The 15,219-nt window shown below is 69.3% G+C and carries 12 protein-coding genes and 1 pseudogene; 6 read left to right on the top strand and 7 right to left on the bottom strand.

Annotation, left to right across the window (positions count from 1 at the left end; all coding sequences use genetic code 11):
* Positions 1–494: 494 nt before the first annotated feature.
* The 5 genes and pseudogenes from tatC to hflK form a co-directional block, all read right to left on the bottom strand.
* Positions 495–1,220, bottom strand: a pseudogene (tatC, locus tag ACV4UX_RS12610) (twin-arginine translocase subunit TatC); the annotation flags it as partial.
* Positions 1,221–1,255: 35 nt separating this feature from the next.
* Positions 1,256–2,347 (bottom strand): protein translocase subunit SecF, encoded by a 1,092-nt coding sequence (secF, locus tag ACV4UX_RS12605; protein ID WP_491593630.1) that lies wholly within the window; start codon positions 2,345–2,347, stop codon positions 1,256–1,258.
* Positions 2,348–2,505: 158 nt separating this feature from the next.
* Entirely contained in the window at positions 2,506–2,853 is a 348-nt protein-coding gene (locus ACV4UX_RS12600) for a hypothetical protein (protein WP_491593629.1), read from the bottom strand.
* Positions 2,854–3,137: 284 nt separating this feature from the next.
* Positions 3,138–3,983: a protease modulator HflC gene (hflC, locus tag ACV4UX_RS12595; RefSeq protein WP_491593628.1), complete on the bottom strand. Its 846-nt coding sequence runs from the start codon at positions 3,981–3,983 to the stop codon at positions 3,138–3,140.
* Between the two features lie 2 nt (positions 3,984–3,985).
* Positions 3,986–5,056, bottom strand: coding sequence for an FtsH protease activity modulator HflK (gene hflK, locus ACV4UX_RS12590; RefSeq protein ID WP_491593627.1), 1,071 nt, complete (start codon positions 5,054–5,056; stop codon positions 3,986–3,988).
* Positions 5,057–5,094: 38 nt separating this feature from the next.
* Between hflK and ACV4UX_RS12585 the strand changes: the two genes are divergently transcribed.
* From ACV4UX_RS12585 to ACV4UX_RS12575, 3 genes are read left to right on the top strand one after another with little or no spacing between them, the layout of a single operon-like run.
* A complete protein-coding gene (locus ACV4UX_RS12585) occupies positions 5,095–6,462 on the top strand; it encodes a phosphomannomutase/phosphoglucomutase (protein ID WP_491593626.1) in 1,368 nt (455 codons plus the stop codon).
* Between the two features lie 4 nt (positions 6,463–6,466).
* A complete protein-coding gene (locus ACV4UX_RS12580) occupies positions 6,467–7,795 on the top strand; it encodes an efflux RND transporter periplasmic adaptor subunit (RefSeq protein WP_491593625.1) in 1,329 nt (442 codons plus the stop codon).
* Positions 7,796–8,695 (top strand): substrate-binding periplasmic protein, encoded by a 900-nt coding sequence (locus ACV4UX_RS12575; protein WP_491593624.1) that lies wholly within the window; start codon positions 7,796–7,798, stop codon positions 8,693–8,695.
* A 162-nt stretch (positions 8,696–8,857) separates the two neighbouring features.
* Here ACV4UX_RS12575 and ACV4UX_RS12570 read toward each other — a convergent pair whose 3' ends face one another.
* Together ACV4UX_RS12570 and ACV4UX_RS12565 are read right to left on the bottom strand one after the other, a co-directional pair.
* Positions 8,858–10,039, bottom strand: a complete 1,182-nt coding sequence (locus ACV4UX_RS12570) for a tetratricopeptide repeat protein (protein WP_491593623.1) — start codon at positions 10,037–10,039, stop codon at positions 8,858–8,860.
* A gap of 143 nt (positions 10,040–10,182) precedes the next feature.
* Positions 10,183–10,965, bottom strand: coding sequence for a hypothetical protein (locus ACV4UX_RS12565; RefSeq protein WP_491593622.1), 783 nt, complete (start codon positions 10,963–10,965; stop codon positions 10,183–10,185).
* 117 nt (positions 10,966–11,082) lie between these two features.
* On the opposite strand from ACV4UX_RS12565, the gene ACV4UX_RS12560 reads away from it, so the two are divergent.
* The 3 genes from ACV4UX_RS12560 to ACV4UX_RS12550 form a co-directional block, all read left to right on the top strand.
* A complete protein-coding gene (locus ACV4UX_RS12560; protein WP_491593621.1) occupies positions 11,083–12,867 on the top strand; it encodes an aldehyde ferredoxin oxidoreductase family protein in 1,785 nt (594 codons plus the stop codon).
* 83 nt (positions 12,868–12,950) lie between these two features.
* Positions 12,951–14,342 (top strand): GGDEF domain-containing protein, encoded by a 1,392-nt coding sequence (locus tag ACV4UX_RS12555; protein ID WP_491593620.1) that lies wholly within the window; start codon positions 12,951–12,953, stop codon positions 14,340–14,342.
* 38 nt (positions 14,343–14,380) lie between these two features.
* Positions 14,381–15,219: class II aldolase/adducin head domain-containing protein (locus tag ACV4UX_RS12550; protein ID WP_491593619.1), on the top strand; the 839-nt coding region annotated here is incomplete at its 3' end.

The following is a 15,219-nucleotide window of genomic DNA, read 5'->3' as shown; positions in this document are numbered from 1 at the left end:
CAGACTGACGGTTTGGCATGTGCTGTTTTCACCGTTAAGTTAAACCGCACCCAGTTTGGAAGGGTTGTTTTTTTGGGTTGAAAAAAAAAAAAAAGTCTTGTCGATCTACTAGCCACGCGCTCCCCCCCGCCGCCGGGTTGCCGTGTCGCAAGGGATCAGGAGGGCTTCTTGTCCTGCGGGTCCCGGGGTTCCGGCGCAGGGGCCTCGCCGTGGTCCTGGGCGTCGGAGGCCGATGCGGTTTCGGCTGCGTCCGAAGCCGGAGCCTGTCCGGGAGGCGTCCCGGGATCAGACGTCTCCGGGGCGGCGGGCGCCGAAGCTACGGCTTCGTGATCCGCCGTGTCCGTGTCCGGAGCTTCCGTCTCCGGGGCTTCGGGGGCCGGGGCTTCCGTGTCCGGGGCCGGGGCTTCGGGCTCCTCGGAGGCGCGGGCGTCCTCCAGGGCCGAATCGGTGGCGGCAAGGCCCTCGGCGGCGGGCTGGCCCTCCACGCCGACCGGGGCTTCCGGTTCGGGTTCCCGGCGCTTCTTGCCGAAGAAGTAGGCCACCCAGATGGATATCTCGTAGAGCACCACCATGGGAGCTGCCATGAGGATCTGGTTCACGGCGTCCGGGGTGGGCGTGAGCACGGCCGCCACCACGAAGAAGATCACGATGGCCCAGCGCCGCTTCTGGCGCAGCCACTTGTGGTCCACGATGCCGAAGGCGGCCAGGAAGAAGATGAACACCGGCATCTCGAAGATGATGCCGAAGGCGAAGAGCAGCCCCAGGCTGAAGGAGTAGTACTCCGCGAGCCGGGGCATGAGCGTGACCACGTCGGCCGCGTAGTTGGCCAGGAAGGTGAACCCGAAGGGGAAGACGACGAAGTAGCCGAAGCAGGCCCCCGAGACGAAGCACAGGGCCGTGAAGAAGGCCACGGGCACGGCCAGCCTGCGTTCGGACTCGTAGAGCCCGGGCGCGATGAACTTCCAGATCTGGTAGAAGATGATGGGGCTCACCAGGAACAGGCCCGCCACGAAGGCGGCCTTCATGGAGACGAAGAAGCCCTCGGTGAGGCTCGTGGTGATCAGCTCGCTTTTGGGCGGCAGCACCTGCTTGAGCGGGTGCAGCAGGATCTCCAGGATGCGCTCCGCGAACGCGAAGCACACGGCGAACCCCACGGCGGCCGCGAGAAGGCAGCGCACCAGACGCACCCGGAGCTCCTCCAGGTGGTCGAGCAGGCTCATCTCGTGGCCATCGCCGTGCCCCGAGGGGATCGGGCTCACGCCTTGCCGCCCTGGGCCGCGGCCTGGGGCTCGTCGCTCTGGAAGGCGTCGAGCCCGCCGCCCAGGTCGAGCAGGATGGCGCTGGCCACGAAGATGGAGGAGAAGGTGCCCGTGGCGATGCCGATGATCATGGCCAGGGCGAAGTCCTTGAGCACGCTGCCGCCGAAGAGGTAGAGCGCCGTGACCGTGAAGAGCGTGATGAGCGACGTGAGCATGGTGCGCGAAAGCGTCTGGTTCACGGCGCTGTTGATGAGCTTCTCCAGGGGCAGGTCCTTGTCCACGTGCAGGCGTTCGCGGATGCGGTCGTAGACGATGATGGTGTCGTTGAGCGAGTAGCCCAGGATGGTGAGCAGCGCCGCCACGATGGTCAGGTCGAACTCCAGGTCGAAGATGGAGAAGATGCCGATGGTCACGAAGATGTCGTGGATGTCCGCCATGAGCGCGCCCAGGGCGAACTTGAGCTTGAGCGCCCAGCACAGGGCCAGGGTGACCAGGAGGGCCACGCCGATGAGCGCCCCGGTGGAGAAGCCCATCCTGTTGAAGCCCCACATGGCCAGGCCCAGCCCCCCCGCCATGGCGGCGGCGGCCAGCCAGCGCTGCTCGAAGCGCCCGGAGATGTACACCGCGATGAGCAGCACCGCCCAGAAGATGGCGTTGAGCGCGCCCTGGCGCAGGTCCGCGCCCACCTTGGGGCCCACCACCTCCATGCGCTGCACCTCGTAGGCCCCCTCGCCCAGGCTGGTCTTGAGGGTCTGGTTCACCTTGGCGCGCACCTGCTCCAGGGGCTCGCCGCGCTCCGAGGCGCTGATGAGGAAGGTGTTGTCCTTGTCCTGGCCCAGGCGCTGCACCGAGAGGCCGTGCAGGCCCGCGCCGTCCAGGGGCTTCTTGATCTCGTCGGGGGTGACGGCCTTGGCGAACTTGAGCTGGATGGTCATGCCGCCCGCGAAGTCCACGCCGTAGCGGGGGCCGCCTTTGGCCACCAGCGACACCAGGCCCGCAAGGACCAGGAGCGCCGAAAAGATGTAGGCGTACTTGCGGTAGCCGAGGAAATTGATGCTCGTGTTCAGCTTGATCAGCTCAAGACCCATGTGGTCCCCCTGGGCGGAAGTGGCGCGCCGTCCGGCGCAAGCGAAGTGAATTCGATTTTTTCGCGAGGCTTGTCAAGCCTTCGGGACGTTCCCGAAGGCGACGACCTGCCGGGATGCGGCCGCGCCGTCGGGGCGGCCCCCGTGCGGAGGCGGGATGGTCAGCCCTTGCGGGCGGGCTTTCTGGCGGCCTCCCTGGCCTGGGAGGGCTTCTGGGGCTCCTTGGACTGGACGGCCTGGGTCTTCACGGCCTTGCGCCTGACCACGGGCCGGTCCTTGCCTTCCTTGCGCGCGGGAGAGCCCTCCAGCAGGGAGGGCAGCGGACTCACGCCCCGGAACTCCTCCTCGATGGGGCGGGGCTGGGCAGCGGTGGGAGGCTCGGGAAAGGAACGCTCCACCAGCTTGGCCATGGCCAGGGTGTTCTGCCCGGAAATGAGCTGGCCGCCCTTGATCACCAGGGCCGCGAACAGGGCCATCAGGAGCAGCAGCTTGAAGCCGAACGAACGCATGGAACTCCTCGGAGAGCGGCCTGGGTGGCCGCGTGAAGGTGGGTACGGGGTACACCCGGGGGGGGCGATTTGCAAGACGCGCCAGCGCGGGGAGCGGCGCTGAGCAGTCAAACCATGCGGGAATACTATGGAAATAATCCTATCAAGGCCTCCTTCGCGCCATGGCGGGCAGCCCCGCCGGAGAAACCCCCTCCCCGGCCGTGCAGGCGTGCGCAGCGGAAACGAAAGCCCCCTCCGGGAGCGTGTCCGGGAGGGGGCCGCGAGCCGGTGCGAGGAGCCTCGGGCTATTTGAGATACTTCATGTAGCCCGAGCCCGGGGTCATGATCACGCGTCCGTTGTCCTTGAACGATTTGCGGTAGGCTTCGAGGCTGCGCATGAAGGAGTAGAACTCCGGCGAGCGCCCCAGGGAGGCCGCGTAGGTGGCCGTGGCCTCGGCGTCGCCCTGGCCGCGCAGCACTTCGGCCTCGCGGGCGGCCTCGGCCAGGAGCACGGTGCGCTCCCTGTCGGCCCCGGACTTGATCTTGGCGGCCTCCTCCTGGCCCTCGGAGCGGTAGAGCTTGGCCTGGCGTTCACGCTCGGCGCGCATGCGCCCGAAGATGGCCTTCTCGTTCTGGGGGGGCAGGTCGGTGCGCTTGACGCGCACGTCCATGATCTGGAGTCCGAAGTTCTTCACGGTGTCGTTCACGTTGCTGGTGACGATGGACATGATCTCGGCGCGCCGGGAGGAGACCACCTCTTCCATGGTGTAGCTGCCGATGGCCACGCGCACCTCGGCGTAGATCAGGTCGTCCAGGCGGGACTTGGCGCGCTCGGTGGTGCGCAGGGTGCGGTAGAACTGGAGCGGGTTGACGATGCGCCACTTGGCGAAGTTGTCCACCAGGAGGGTTTTCTTGTCCTTGGTGAGCACGTCGGCCGGGTTGGCCTCGTAGTTGAGCACGCGCGAGTCGATGACGGCCACGTTCTGGATGAAGGGGATCTTGAAGTGCAGCCCGGGGCCGAGGGTGTCGCGCACTGGCTTGCCCAGCTGGAGCACGATGGCCTGCTGGCCCTCGTCCACGGTGAAGACGCTCTGCAGGGCGACGATGGCGGCCAGGGCCGCGCCGATGCCCAGAAAGAGAAGGCGGCGCATGGCTAGTTGCCTCCCTTGCGGCCTGCGGCCGGCTTGCCCTGGCGGTCCAGGGGCAGGTAGGGCACCGACTGGCGCAGGGCCTCGTCGGAAAGAATCACCTTTTCCAGCTCGGGGTTGGAGAAGATCTCCTCCATGGCCTCGATGAGCATGCGCTCCCTGGTGATGTCCTTGGCCTTGTCGTATTCCGCCAGGATGGAGGCGAAGCGCGCGGCCTCGCCCTTGGCCTTGCGCACCACGGACTCCTTGTAGGCCTGGGCGTCGTTGAGCATGGCCGCGGCCTGGCCCCTGGCCTTGGGCAGGATGTCGTTGGAGTAGGACTCGGCCTCGTTGATCACGCGGTTCTTGTCCTCCATGGCGCTGGCCACGTCCTTGAAGGCGTCCATGACGTCCTTGGGGGCGTGCACGTCCTGGAGCTGCACGGCCACCACGGTGACGCCGGAGTTGTAGCGGTCCAGGATGGACTGGAGCAGCTCCTTGGCGGTGTTCTGGATTTCGAGCTTGCCGGTGGTCAGGGCGGTGTCGATGGTCTTGTTGCCCACCACCTCGCGCATGGCGGCCTCTGCGGAGGCCTTCACGGTCTCGTAGGGGCGCTGGATGCGGAAGAGCCATTCCACCGGGTCGCCGATCTGGAACTGCACGATGAACTGCACGTCCACGATGTTGTCGTCGCCCGTGAGCATCAGGGCTTCCTCGGGCACGGCCTTGTACTGGGAGCCGCCGCCATCCTTGGTCCCCACGCTGCGGAAGCCCACCTCCACCTTCTGGATTTGCGAGACCTTGGGGGTCTGCACGCTTTCCACCGGGAAGGGGATGTGGTAGTGCGGTCCCGGACCGGTGGAGCGGTCGTAGGCGCCGAAACGCTGGACCACGCCCACCTCGTCGGGCTCCACGATGTAGATGCCCGAGGCGATCCACAAAAGGACGACGGCGATCGCCACCAGCTTGGGGCCGCCGGGGATGTTGAAGTTGAAATCCGTGATTCGCTTGAACTCGTCCCCGATGTTCTTGAAATCCGGCCCGTTGCCGAACTGCCGCTGCCGTTTGTCCTGGAGCTTTTCCCAGTCCCAATTCATGTAGACACACTCCTCAAGAAAACTGGAAGAACGACAGCATGAAACCCATCGTCCCCGACATTTTCCGTGCATACGACATCCGAGGCATCGTGGACAAGGACTTTGACCCGGCCTGGGTGGAAGTCTTCGGCCGCGCCTGCGCCGCCTATTTCATCCAGAAAGGCTACCGACGCGCCGTGGTGGGCCACGACGCCCGCCTCTCCTCCCCCGTCTACCAGGAGCGCCTGGCCAAGGGAATGACCGACTCCGGCCTGGACGTGACGCTCCTGGGCATGGTTTCCACCCCCGTGTGCTACTTCGCCTGCAAGCACCTGGGCACCGACGCCGGGGTGATGATCACCGCCAGCCACAACCCGCCCCAGTTCAACGGTTTCAAGGTCATCGCCGGGCCTGCCACCATCCACGGGGAGGAGATCCAGGCCCTCTACCGCACCATGGCCGCCGACATCTTCCCCGAGGGCCAGGGCGTGGCCACCCGCCACGACATCGCCCCGGCCTACGTGGAGGCTCTCTCCAAAGGAACGAGGTTCTCGCGCCCCCTCAAGGTGGTGGTGGACGGCGGCAACGGCGCGGGCGGCCCCGTCACCGTGGACGTGCTGCGCGTTGCAGGCGCGCAGGTGGTCCCCCTTTTCTGCGAGCCCGACGGTAACTTTCCCAACCACCACCCCGACCCCGTGGTGGAGGCCAACATGGAAACCCTCAAGACCCGGGTGCTCGCCGAAGGCGCGGACTGCGGCATCGGCCTCGACGGCGACGGTGACCGCCTGGGCGTGGTGGACGAGACCGGACGCCTGCTCTACGGCGACCAGCTCCTGGCCATCTACGCCCGCGAAGTGCTCAAGGACCTCCCCGGAGCCACCGTGATCGGCGAGGTGAAGTGCTCCCACCTGGCCTACCGCGACATCGCCGCCCACGGCGGCAATCCCGTCATGGGGGCCACTGGGCATTCGCTCATCAAGGCCCGCATGCTGGAGACCGGGGCCAAGCTCGCCGGAGAGATGAGCGGCCACATGTTCTTCGCCGACCGCTATTACGGCTACGACGACGCCACCTACGCCGCCCTGCGCTTCCTGGAGGTGCTGGACCGCAACCCCGACGCCAAGGCATCCGGCCTCCTGGCCGACTGGCCGCGCACCTGCAACACCCCGGAGATCCGCTTCGACTGCCCGGACGCCATCAAGTTCAAGGTGGTGGAGCGCGCCCAGGCCCACTTCAGGGCCCTCCACGACATGATCGACGTGGACGGCGCGCGCATCGTCTTCCCCGACGGCTGGGGCCTGGTGCGCGCCTCCAACACCCAGCCGGTGCTCGTGCTGCGCTTCGAGGCCGAAAGCGAGGAGCGCCTGGCCGAAATACGCGCCCTCGTGGAAACGCCGCTCTCCGCCTGGATCGCGGAGATGAGCTGACCCCATGCGCAAGGTGATCGTCTGGGCCGTCGCGGCCGTTCTTGTGGTGCTCGGGGCCGTGCTCTGGCTGCGCCGGGGCGGCGGCGACCGCGAGATCAAGGTGCTGGCCTCGGCCGAGGCCCGCATGGGCGACGTGCGCAAGGTGCTCCAGGCCACGGGCATCGTGAAGGCCCAGGTGGGGGCCATCGTGCGCATCGGCGCGCGCGCCACCGGGGCCATCCAGGAGATGCGCGTGCGCGTGGGCGACGCCGTGCAGGCCGGGCAGGTGATCGCCGTCATCGACGACCGCGAGCTCAAGGCCCAGCGCGACCAGGCCGAGGCCCTGATGGAGAAGTCCCAGGCCGAGCAGCAGCGCGTGGAGGAGGTCTACCCCCGGCGCATCCAGGAGGCCGAGGCCCAGCTCAAGCTGGCCGAGGCCCAGCACGAATACGCCAAGGCCAACGGCGCCCGACAGGCCCAGCTGCTGCGCCAGAACCTGGTCTCCCACGACACCCAGGAGGCCGCCCAGCGCGAGGAACTGGTCACCGCCAACACCGTGCGCGCCCGCAAGGCCACCCTGGACCTCACCCGCACCGAGTTCGCCCGCGAGACGGTGAAGGCCCAGAAGGCCGTGGAAGAGGCCCAGGCCGCCCTGGAGACCGTGAACACCCGCATCTCCTACACGCGCATCGTCTCGCCCATCAGCGGCGTGGTCAGCCAGGTGAGCACCCAGCAGGGAGAAACCGTGGTGGCCGGCCTCCAGGTGGCCAACCTGATCACCGTGCTGGACCCCTCGCGCCTGGAAATGTGGATCTACGTGGACGAGACCGACGTGGGCCAGGTGAAGCCCGACATGCCCGTGGAGTTCCGCGTGGACGCCTACCCCGACCAGGTGTTCAAGGGCGACGTGGAGACCATCTACCCCCAGCCCGAAATCCGCGACAACATCGTCTACTACCAGGCCCTCGTGCGCCTGACCCCCGAGAACGCCGTGCGTCTGCGCCCGGAGATGACCACCCAGTGCCAGATCGTGGTGCGCGAACTCAAGAACGTGCTGGTGATCCCCAATTCGGCCCTCAAGTGGGTGGACAACCAGCAGGCCGTGTTCGTGGTGGAGAACGGCAAGGCCGTGCGCGTGAAGCCCGAACTGGGCCTGGCGGGCCTGAACGAGACCGAGGTGCTCTCCGGGCTCTCGGCGGGCCAGAAGGTGGCCACGCAGATCGTGCTGCCGAGCACCGGCAAGAAGCCCGACCCGGCCCAGCAGGCCGGAGCCAGGCCGGGAGGCGGCCCCGGCGGCGGACCTCCCGGCGGAGGCGCCCCGGGCGGAGGCAGACCCGGCGGCGGCGGGCGCTAGATGCCCTGCGCCCTTCGCGTGATCGGCGCGGCCCGCAGTGCGGGCCGCCCGACCCCGGAAGGCGGGCCGGGGGCCACCGCGCGCGAGGGCTCGCCCAGGCAGGTCCCGCGCCGGGGCCAGGGCGCGTGGCGCTTCCCGGTCCGCATGCTTGCGCCGGGCCTTCTGGCGGCCCTGGCCCTCGCGCTGGCGACGCTCCTCGGCCCTGCCCGGCTCCAGGCCCAGCACCCGGGGGGCGTCTCGGGACAACTCACCCTGGCCACCCTGGAGACCTTCCCCTGGGCCTGGCACGACGCCCATTCCCAGCACCCCGAGGGATTCCTGCCCGACGTGGTCCGCGAACTGGAGCGGCGCACCGGCATCGCCGTCCAGGTGAACCTCATGCCCTTCGCCCGCCTGACGCCGGAGATGGAATCCGGCCGCCAGGACTGCGCCGTGTTCGCCTGGAACCAGGCCGCCGGGGCCTACGCCCTGCGCGGACAGACGGTGGCCGTCCACCCCGTGGGCGTGCTCCCGGCCAGTGGAGTCAACCTCGCGAGCTATGCCGACCTCAAGGGGCTCACCGTGGCGGTGCTGCGCGGCCTGCGCTTCGCGGAGCCCTTCCAGAGCGACGCCTCCGTCCGCAAGGACGAGGACCCCGACTACAAGACCGCCCTGAACAAGCTGGCCCTGGGCCGCGTGGACGGCGTGGCGGGCTCCGTGCCCACCATCCGGGCAGTGGCCCGCAGTCTGGGCATGTTGCGCCTGCTGGGCGAACCGCTCGTGCTGGACACCTACGAGATCGTCTTTCAAATCTCGCGCAATTCCGGCCAGATCGAGCTGGCCCGCCGGGTGGACAGAGCCTTGGCGGAAATGCGCGCCGACGGCGCCCTCGCGCGCATCCAGAACGCCTACTATCCTTGAGGCGCGCGGTCTCCCCGCGCAACGCGCGAAACCGGCGGCAGGCCTCTTTGATGACCATGCCGCCGGTTTGTTGTGTGCCCCGAGGGACCGGCGTCCCTGCCTGCCTCCGGGCTCGCGCCGCCGCGCCCCGCCCCGTGCCCGTCGTCGCCGACGGGACCGGGCCTAGGCGTAGTCGCGCCTGAACCGGTGAATGCCTTCCGTGACCACACCGGCCAGATAGAGAACTCCGTTCAACACCGCCGGGAGGGCGTCCGGCCCGCGCCGGACCCTGCCGATGGTCTGCGTTTCGTGGGCATCGTCGCCGCGCACGCCCCAGGGCCTGCCGGTCCAGCGCTCGTAGAGCTCGAAGGCCTCGGGGTCGTGGGCCGAAAGGGTCAGGGCCTGGCTCACGCTCTGCCTGGCCAGCTCGGGCTCGCGCTTGAAGTGGTAGGCCTTGGCCAGCTCCAGGTGGGCCTTGGCGTCGTCGGGGTTCAGCCACACGGCGTTGCGCAGGGCCATGAGCGCGCCGTCCCAGTCCATGGCCCGGCCCAGGCGCATGCCCAGGCTGGTGAAGGGGTTGAAGCGGCTGGAATCCGAGGCGATGATGGTCAGGAATTCCTCCTTGTAGCGCTCGAAGCGCTCGGCCTCGGCGCACACGCCCGCCGCCTGGGTGAGGGCCTTGCGGTAGCGCACGCCGTCGCCCAGGGCCAGCCAGCAGCGGGCCAGGCCCAGGTAGGCCTCGGCCATGCGCTTGTTGGCGCGCGAGGCCTGGGTGAAGCACTCCACGGCCCGGGTGTACTCGCCCTTGGCCAGCTGGCGCATGCCCTGCTCGTAGAGGGCGCGGGCCTGCCGGGGGTTCTCCACCGCCTCTTCCAGCAGGGGCAGGGCCTCGGCGGCGCGTCCTTCCTCGGCCAGGTCCAGCCCTTCGGACGCTTCGCCCAGGGTCTGGCCCAGGTAGCTCCGGCTCTGTCCGGCCAGGGCCAGGTGGCGGAAGAAGGTGTCCAGGGTGTAGGGGCGCACCAGATAGCCCGAGCAGCCCATGCGGATGGCGCGCACCACGCTCTCGCGCTCGCCCGAGGAACTCACGAGGATCACCGGGAACTGGCGCAGGCGCTCGTCGGAGCGCAGGAAGCGCACGAAGTCCCAGCCGGAGCCGTCCTCGAGCACGTCGTCCACCAGCACCACGTCGGCCCCGTGCTTGAGCAGGTGGGCGACGGCCGCCTTGCCGCTCTTCACGGCGCGAGAGATGGGGATGCGGGCGTTCTTCAAGCTGATCCTGTCGACCCTGGCGTGCCCCTCGCTGGCCGAAACCACGAGAGCGGTGCGCAGCGGGGTGGGGAGAGCGTCTGTCCTGGCGGCTTGCATGGCGAACCTCGTTTGGTCTGGATGCGGCGGACGCACCCGTCCGCCGATTGCGGCGCGGACTGCCCGTAGGCGCGGGTCCGCACCGCAATCTCCTCTCCCTTGCAAGGCCTATCGTCGTTTTCGGGAAATGCTTTAGGGGGGAATCAGGCCGAGGCGTCGAGCACCAGCCCCGAAGCGAGGGCGGAGCGCCCGGCGTAGGCGGACTGGGCGCGCGAGGCAAGGCGGGCAAGGCCCAGCGGAGTGGCCCCGGCCTCGGTGACCGGGACGGTTTCCAGCGTCGCTTCGAGGGGATCGGCCCCGCCGGGGATGAGGGGGTATTCCTCCTCCTCTTTTCCGGCGGTCAGGAAGGCCTCGGTGTTCTCCAGGGCCTGATCCAGCAGCGAGGGCTCCGGGTCGTCCTGCCGGTCCGCAAAGGTGTTGGCCAACCCGGCGGAGGCGATGTTCGTGGCCACCGCCACGCCCTGGGCGGCCTGCTCCGCGCCCTGGACCATGAAGGATTCGTCGTGGCCGTTCTGGTAGAAGCCGTTGATGGCCTTGTTGAGCGCGCCGTTGAAGCGGGCGATGGCCTGGTCGCCGGAAGCGATGCCGAACTGGCGGTCGATGAACTCCAGGGCGTCCACGAAGCCCTGGCCCAGGGCGTCCTCGCTGACGGGGCCGTCGCCCGCGCGCGAGAGCACGATGCCCATCACGGCACGGGCGGCCTGGTCGCCGTGGCGCTCGCGCACGTAGTCCACAGCGTCCTTCACGGCGCCGGAGAGCCCCTCGCCGTCCACGGAGCGTTGGGCCCCCTCCGCCGCAGGCGTCTGGGAGGCGCGCCGGGCGATCTCGTCAGCAAAGGCCTCCACGACCCCGGTCTTGAGGGGGATGTACGGGCGGACGGGCGTCGCCGCCCCGAAGAGCGAACCGCTCAGCGGGCCGATGTTCATGGGGTGTCTCCAGCTGCGTTATCGGCCGCGCGGACACGGAACTTTAGCCCGCCCCGCTCCGTGGCGCGGCAACTTTGGGGTTGCCCGCTTCCCGGCTGGCGCGTATCAACCGGCCCCATGAACGGATGGATGGGAAACGTCTTGCGGGTGGACCTCTCCACGGGGAGCGCCGTCCGCGAACCCCTGGACCCCGAGGCCGCCCGGCAGGACATCGGCGGCAGGGGCCTGGCCGGACGCTTTCTCGACCCTTTCGTTCACCTGCCCTGGGACCACCCGGACATGCCCGTATGCCTCTTCGCCGGGCCGCTCACGGCCACGGTGGCCCCCACGTCCGGGCGGGCCTGCATGGCCTCGCGCTCGCCCCTCACGGGGGCCTACTGCGACGCCTCCGTGGGCGGCAGCCTGGGCACGCAGCTCAAGAAGGCCGGGCTGGACGGCATCGTGTTCACGGGCCGCTCCGAGCGCCCCGTAGGCCTGGTGGTGGAGGAGGGCCAGGCCCGTGTGACGGACGCTTCTGCCCTGGCCGGGGCCACCCGCGGCGAGGTCCGCGCGGCCGTGGACCCCAAGGGCTCGCTGGCCGTGACGGGTCCGGCGGCCGAGAACGGAGTGCTCTTCTCCTCGGTGATGGTGGACGAGCACCACGCCTTCGGACGCGGCGGCCTGGGGCTCTGCCTGGCGGCCAAGAACCTCAAGTACCTGGCCGTGTCGGGCTCCGGGCGGGTGTCCGTGGCCGACCCGGCGGGGCTCAAGAAGGCCCGGGAGGACATCTTCCGGCTGGTGGCGGCCTCGCCGGTGCTCTCGGGCGGGCACGGCTTCTCCTGCTTCGGCACGGGCGCGCTCTACGACCTCATGGACTCGCGGCGCATGATGCCCACCGACAACTTCCGGGCCTCGCGCTTCGAGCACGCTCCGGAGCTCAACGCCGTGCGCTTCAAGGAGGCCTTCCGCACCACGAAGCACGGCTGCAAGGGCTGCCACATCCAGTGCAAGAAGGTGGCGGCAGACGGCCGCTCCATGCCCGAATTCGAGACCATGTCCCACTTCACGGCCCTTTTGGGCCTCACGGACATGGAACTCGTGGTGGCCGCCAACGCCCTGTGCAACGACCTGGGCATGGACACCATCTCCACGGCCGTCACCCTGGCCTGCCGCGCCGAGATCGAGGGAAGGCGACCCACCCCCCGGGACGTGCTGGAGACCATCGAGGCCATCGGACGGGGACGCGACCCCCTGCTGGCCCTTGGCGCGGCCCGCTACGCCGCCGGGGCGGGGCGGCCTGAAGCGGCCATGGCCGTCAAGGGCATGGAGCTGCCCGCCTACGACCCGCGCGGGGCCTACGGCATGGGCCTGGCCTACGCCCTCTCCACCCGAGGCGGCTGCCACCTGCGCGCCTACCCCGTGAGCCACGAGATCCTGCGCAAGCCCGTGGCCACGGACCGCTTCAGCTTCCAGGGCAAGGCGCGCATCCTCAAGATCTCCGAGGACGCCGGGGCCATGGTGGATTCCCTCACGGCCTGCAAGTTCATCTTCTTCGCGGCCTCCCTGGAGGAGTACGCCGCCGCGCTCCAGGCCGCCACGGGCGAGCCCTTCACGGCCCATGCCCTGCTGGCCCGGGGCGAGCGCATCACCTACCGCGAGCGCATCTTCAACGCCCGCCTGGGCTTCACCAGCGTCCACGACGACATCCCCGGCCGCTTCTTCGCTCCCCCCGGCCAGGGCGGGCTGGCCCCGGACATCCGCCCCGTGCCCCGCGAGGAGTTTCTGGAGGCCCGCGCCAAATACTACGCCGTGCGCGGCCTTACCTCCGAGGGGCTGCCCAACCTGGAGAAGGCCCGGCACCTGGGCCTGGAGGAGAGCTACGCCCGCTTTGCGGACTCCGACACCTCCTTTTTGCGGACATAATCCGGTGTAAGGAAAAATTCCTGTTTCCTTCCGCCTCGAAATACACGATCATGCCGGTCGGAAATTCACCGCAAGGAGTGCCCATGCCCGCAAGCGGTTTCCCCGGAGCCGGTGTCCTCATGGAACGGCTCACCCGGCTCTATCTTCGCATGCTGGCCGTCAGCCTGGCCCTCGCGCCCCTGGCGGCCGTGCTCTATCTCCAATGGTTCCAGGACCCGGACCTGCTCTTCGACAGCCACGCGGTCCACGAACTGGCCATCGGCCTGGCCATCGCCACCAGCGCCTTCGTCAGCCTGGTTACGTGGCTGTGCCACCGCGCCTCCGGCGAGCCCGTGCTGCGCTGGCTGGCCCTGGCCTTCCTGGGCTTCACGGCGGTGTACGCCCTGCACGGCGTGTACACCCGGGCCTCTTCGCACCACATGGCCCTCTTCCTGATCTACGGGCCGGTGGCCCGGCTGGTGATGGCGGGGCTGTTGCTCAAGGGCCTGCTGGTCTACGGCGAACCGGCCGATCCCCCGGAGCGTCGCGGCGGCCTGCTCTTCTGGGGCGGCTGGCTGGCGGGCTTCGCCCTGCTCGACCTGCTGCTCGACGCGCTGGGCCGCTCCCTCCCCGGGGGCAGGCCCCTGTTGCAGGCCGTGGAAATCTGCGCCATGGGGTGCTATCTTTCGAGCATCGTCCTCATCGTGCGCCGGGGCCTGCGCTCGCCCATGATGCAGCTCTACTGCCTCTCCCTGGCCTTCTTCGCCCAGGCCTCCCTGGGCTTCCTGCTGGCCCGGCCCTGGAACCACCAGTGGTGGCTGGCCCACGCCGTGTTCGGCACGGGTTTCGTGGTGCTCAGCCACGGCGTGGCGCGGGCCTTTCTGACCACGCGCACCCTTTCGGGCATCTATGGCCAGGAGGAGATCATGCGCCGCCTCGAGGCGGCCAACCAGACCGCCCTGTGCGCCCTGGAGCGCCTGAAGACCGCCAACGAACAGTTGGAGAACCTGGCCGCCACCGATCCCCTCACCGGCGTGAGCAACCGCCGGGACCTCCTGGCCCGCCTGGAGGTCGAGATCTCGCGGACGCGCCGCACCGGAGCGCCCCTTTCCGTGCTCTCCATGGACCTGGACCACTTCAAGCGCATCAACGACACCTTCGGCCATCAGGCCGGGGACGCGGCCCTGGTGGCCTTCGCCGGATGCGTGCATGCCGGGTTGCGCGCCCACGACCTCTTCGGCCGCCTGGGCGGAGAGGAGTTCCTGGCGGTGCTGCCGGGCGCGGCGCTCCCCGAGGCGGCCCATACGGCCGAGCGCCTGCGCCTGGCCGTGGAACGCCTGGACGTGCGCTCCGGCGGCGGGTCGCCGCGCCTCACCGTGAGCATCGGCGCGGCTCAGTTCGGCCCCGACGGCCAGGACGCCGACCAGGTCTGCAAGGCCGCCGACGAACGCCTCTACCGGGCCAAGCGCGAAGGCCGCAACCGGGTGGCCGCCTAGCCGCAACCCTCGCGGCCCGACGCCGCGCCGGAGTCTTCATGAAACGCCTGCTGGACAAATACGCCGCCAAGCTGGCGGCAGCGCGCCTCACCCTGCCCGGGCAGCCCCTGCTGGCCGCCCTGGACGACCAATTGGTCTTCAGCCGCGAGGCCCCCGAGGCCCCGGTGCTGGCCGGGGTGTTCGAGCTGATGAGCATCAACTCCCTGCTCTTCCTGCCCCTGGCCGAGCCCTACGCCACCATCGTGGATTTCCTGGCCGGACGCTCCGGGGGCTCCATCCGGCCCAGCGACTGCGAGACCCGCACCTTCTTCCACGACCTGCCCGTGGCCTCCGAGTTCACGGCCGAGGCCCTGGCCCTGGCCCTGCGGCGGCGCAAGTCCGTGATCGTGCCCGGCCGGGGCGTGGCGGCCCACGGCGTGGTGAGCCCGGAGCAGGCCTTCGTGAGCGCCTGCTCGGTCTGCTTCGCCTGCTTCGTGAAGTTCTTCGCAGACTACCTGGACCTCGCCCGCGCCGGAGCCCTCGACGAGGGGTACCGCCAGGCCTTCCGCACGGCCCGGGAGCACCTGCCCCCCCTGCGCCGCGACCTCCCCGAGCTGGACAAAGGCCCCTTCGCCACGCCGGAGGCCGCCCTGCGGGCCATCGTCCAGGCGGGCAAGGCCACCGTGGACTACGGGCTGGTGGACTCCTTCTTCGGCAACATCTCCTACTGCCTGGACGACGTGCTGCACATCAGCCAGACCGGCTCCTCCCTGGACGAACTGGCCGACTGCGTGGACCCTTGCCCCCTGGACGGCTCCTCCTGCGCGGGGCTCACGGCCTCCTCGGAACTCATGGCCCACCAGGGGGTGATCCTGGGGGCTGGGGGCCGGGCCATCCT

Source organism: Fundidesulfovibrio sp., from assembly GCF_058402725.1.
The sequence above is the reverse complement of the archived record's forward strand: the minus strand, read 5'-3'. Positions and strand labels throughout refer to the sequence as shown.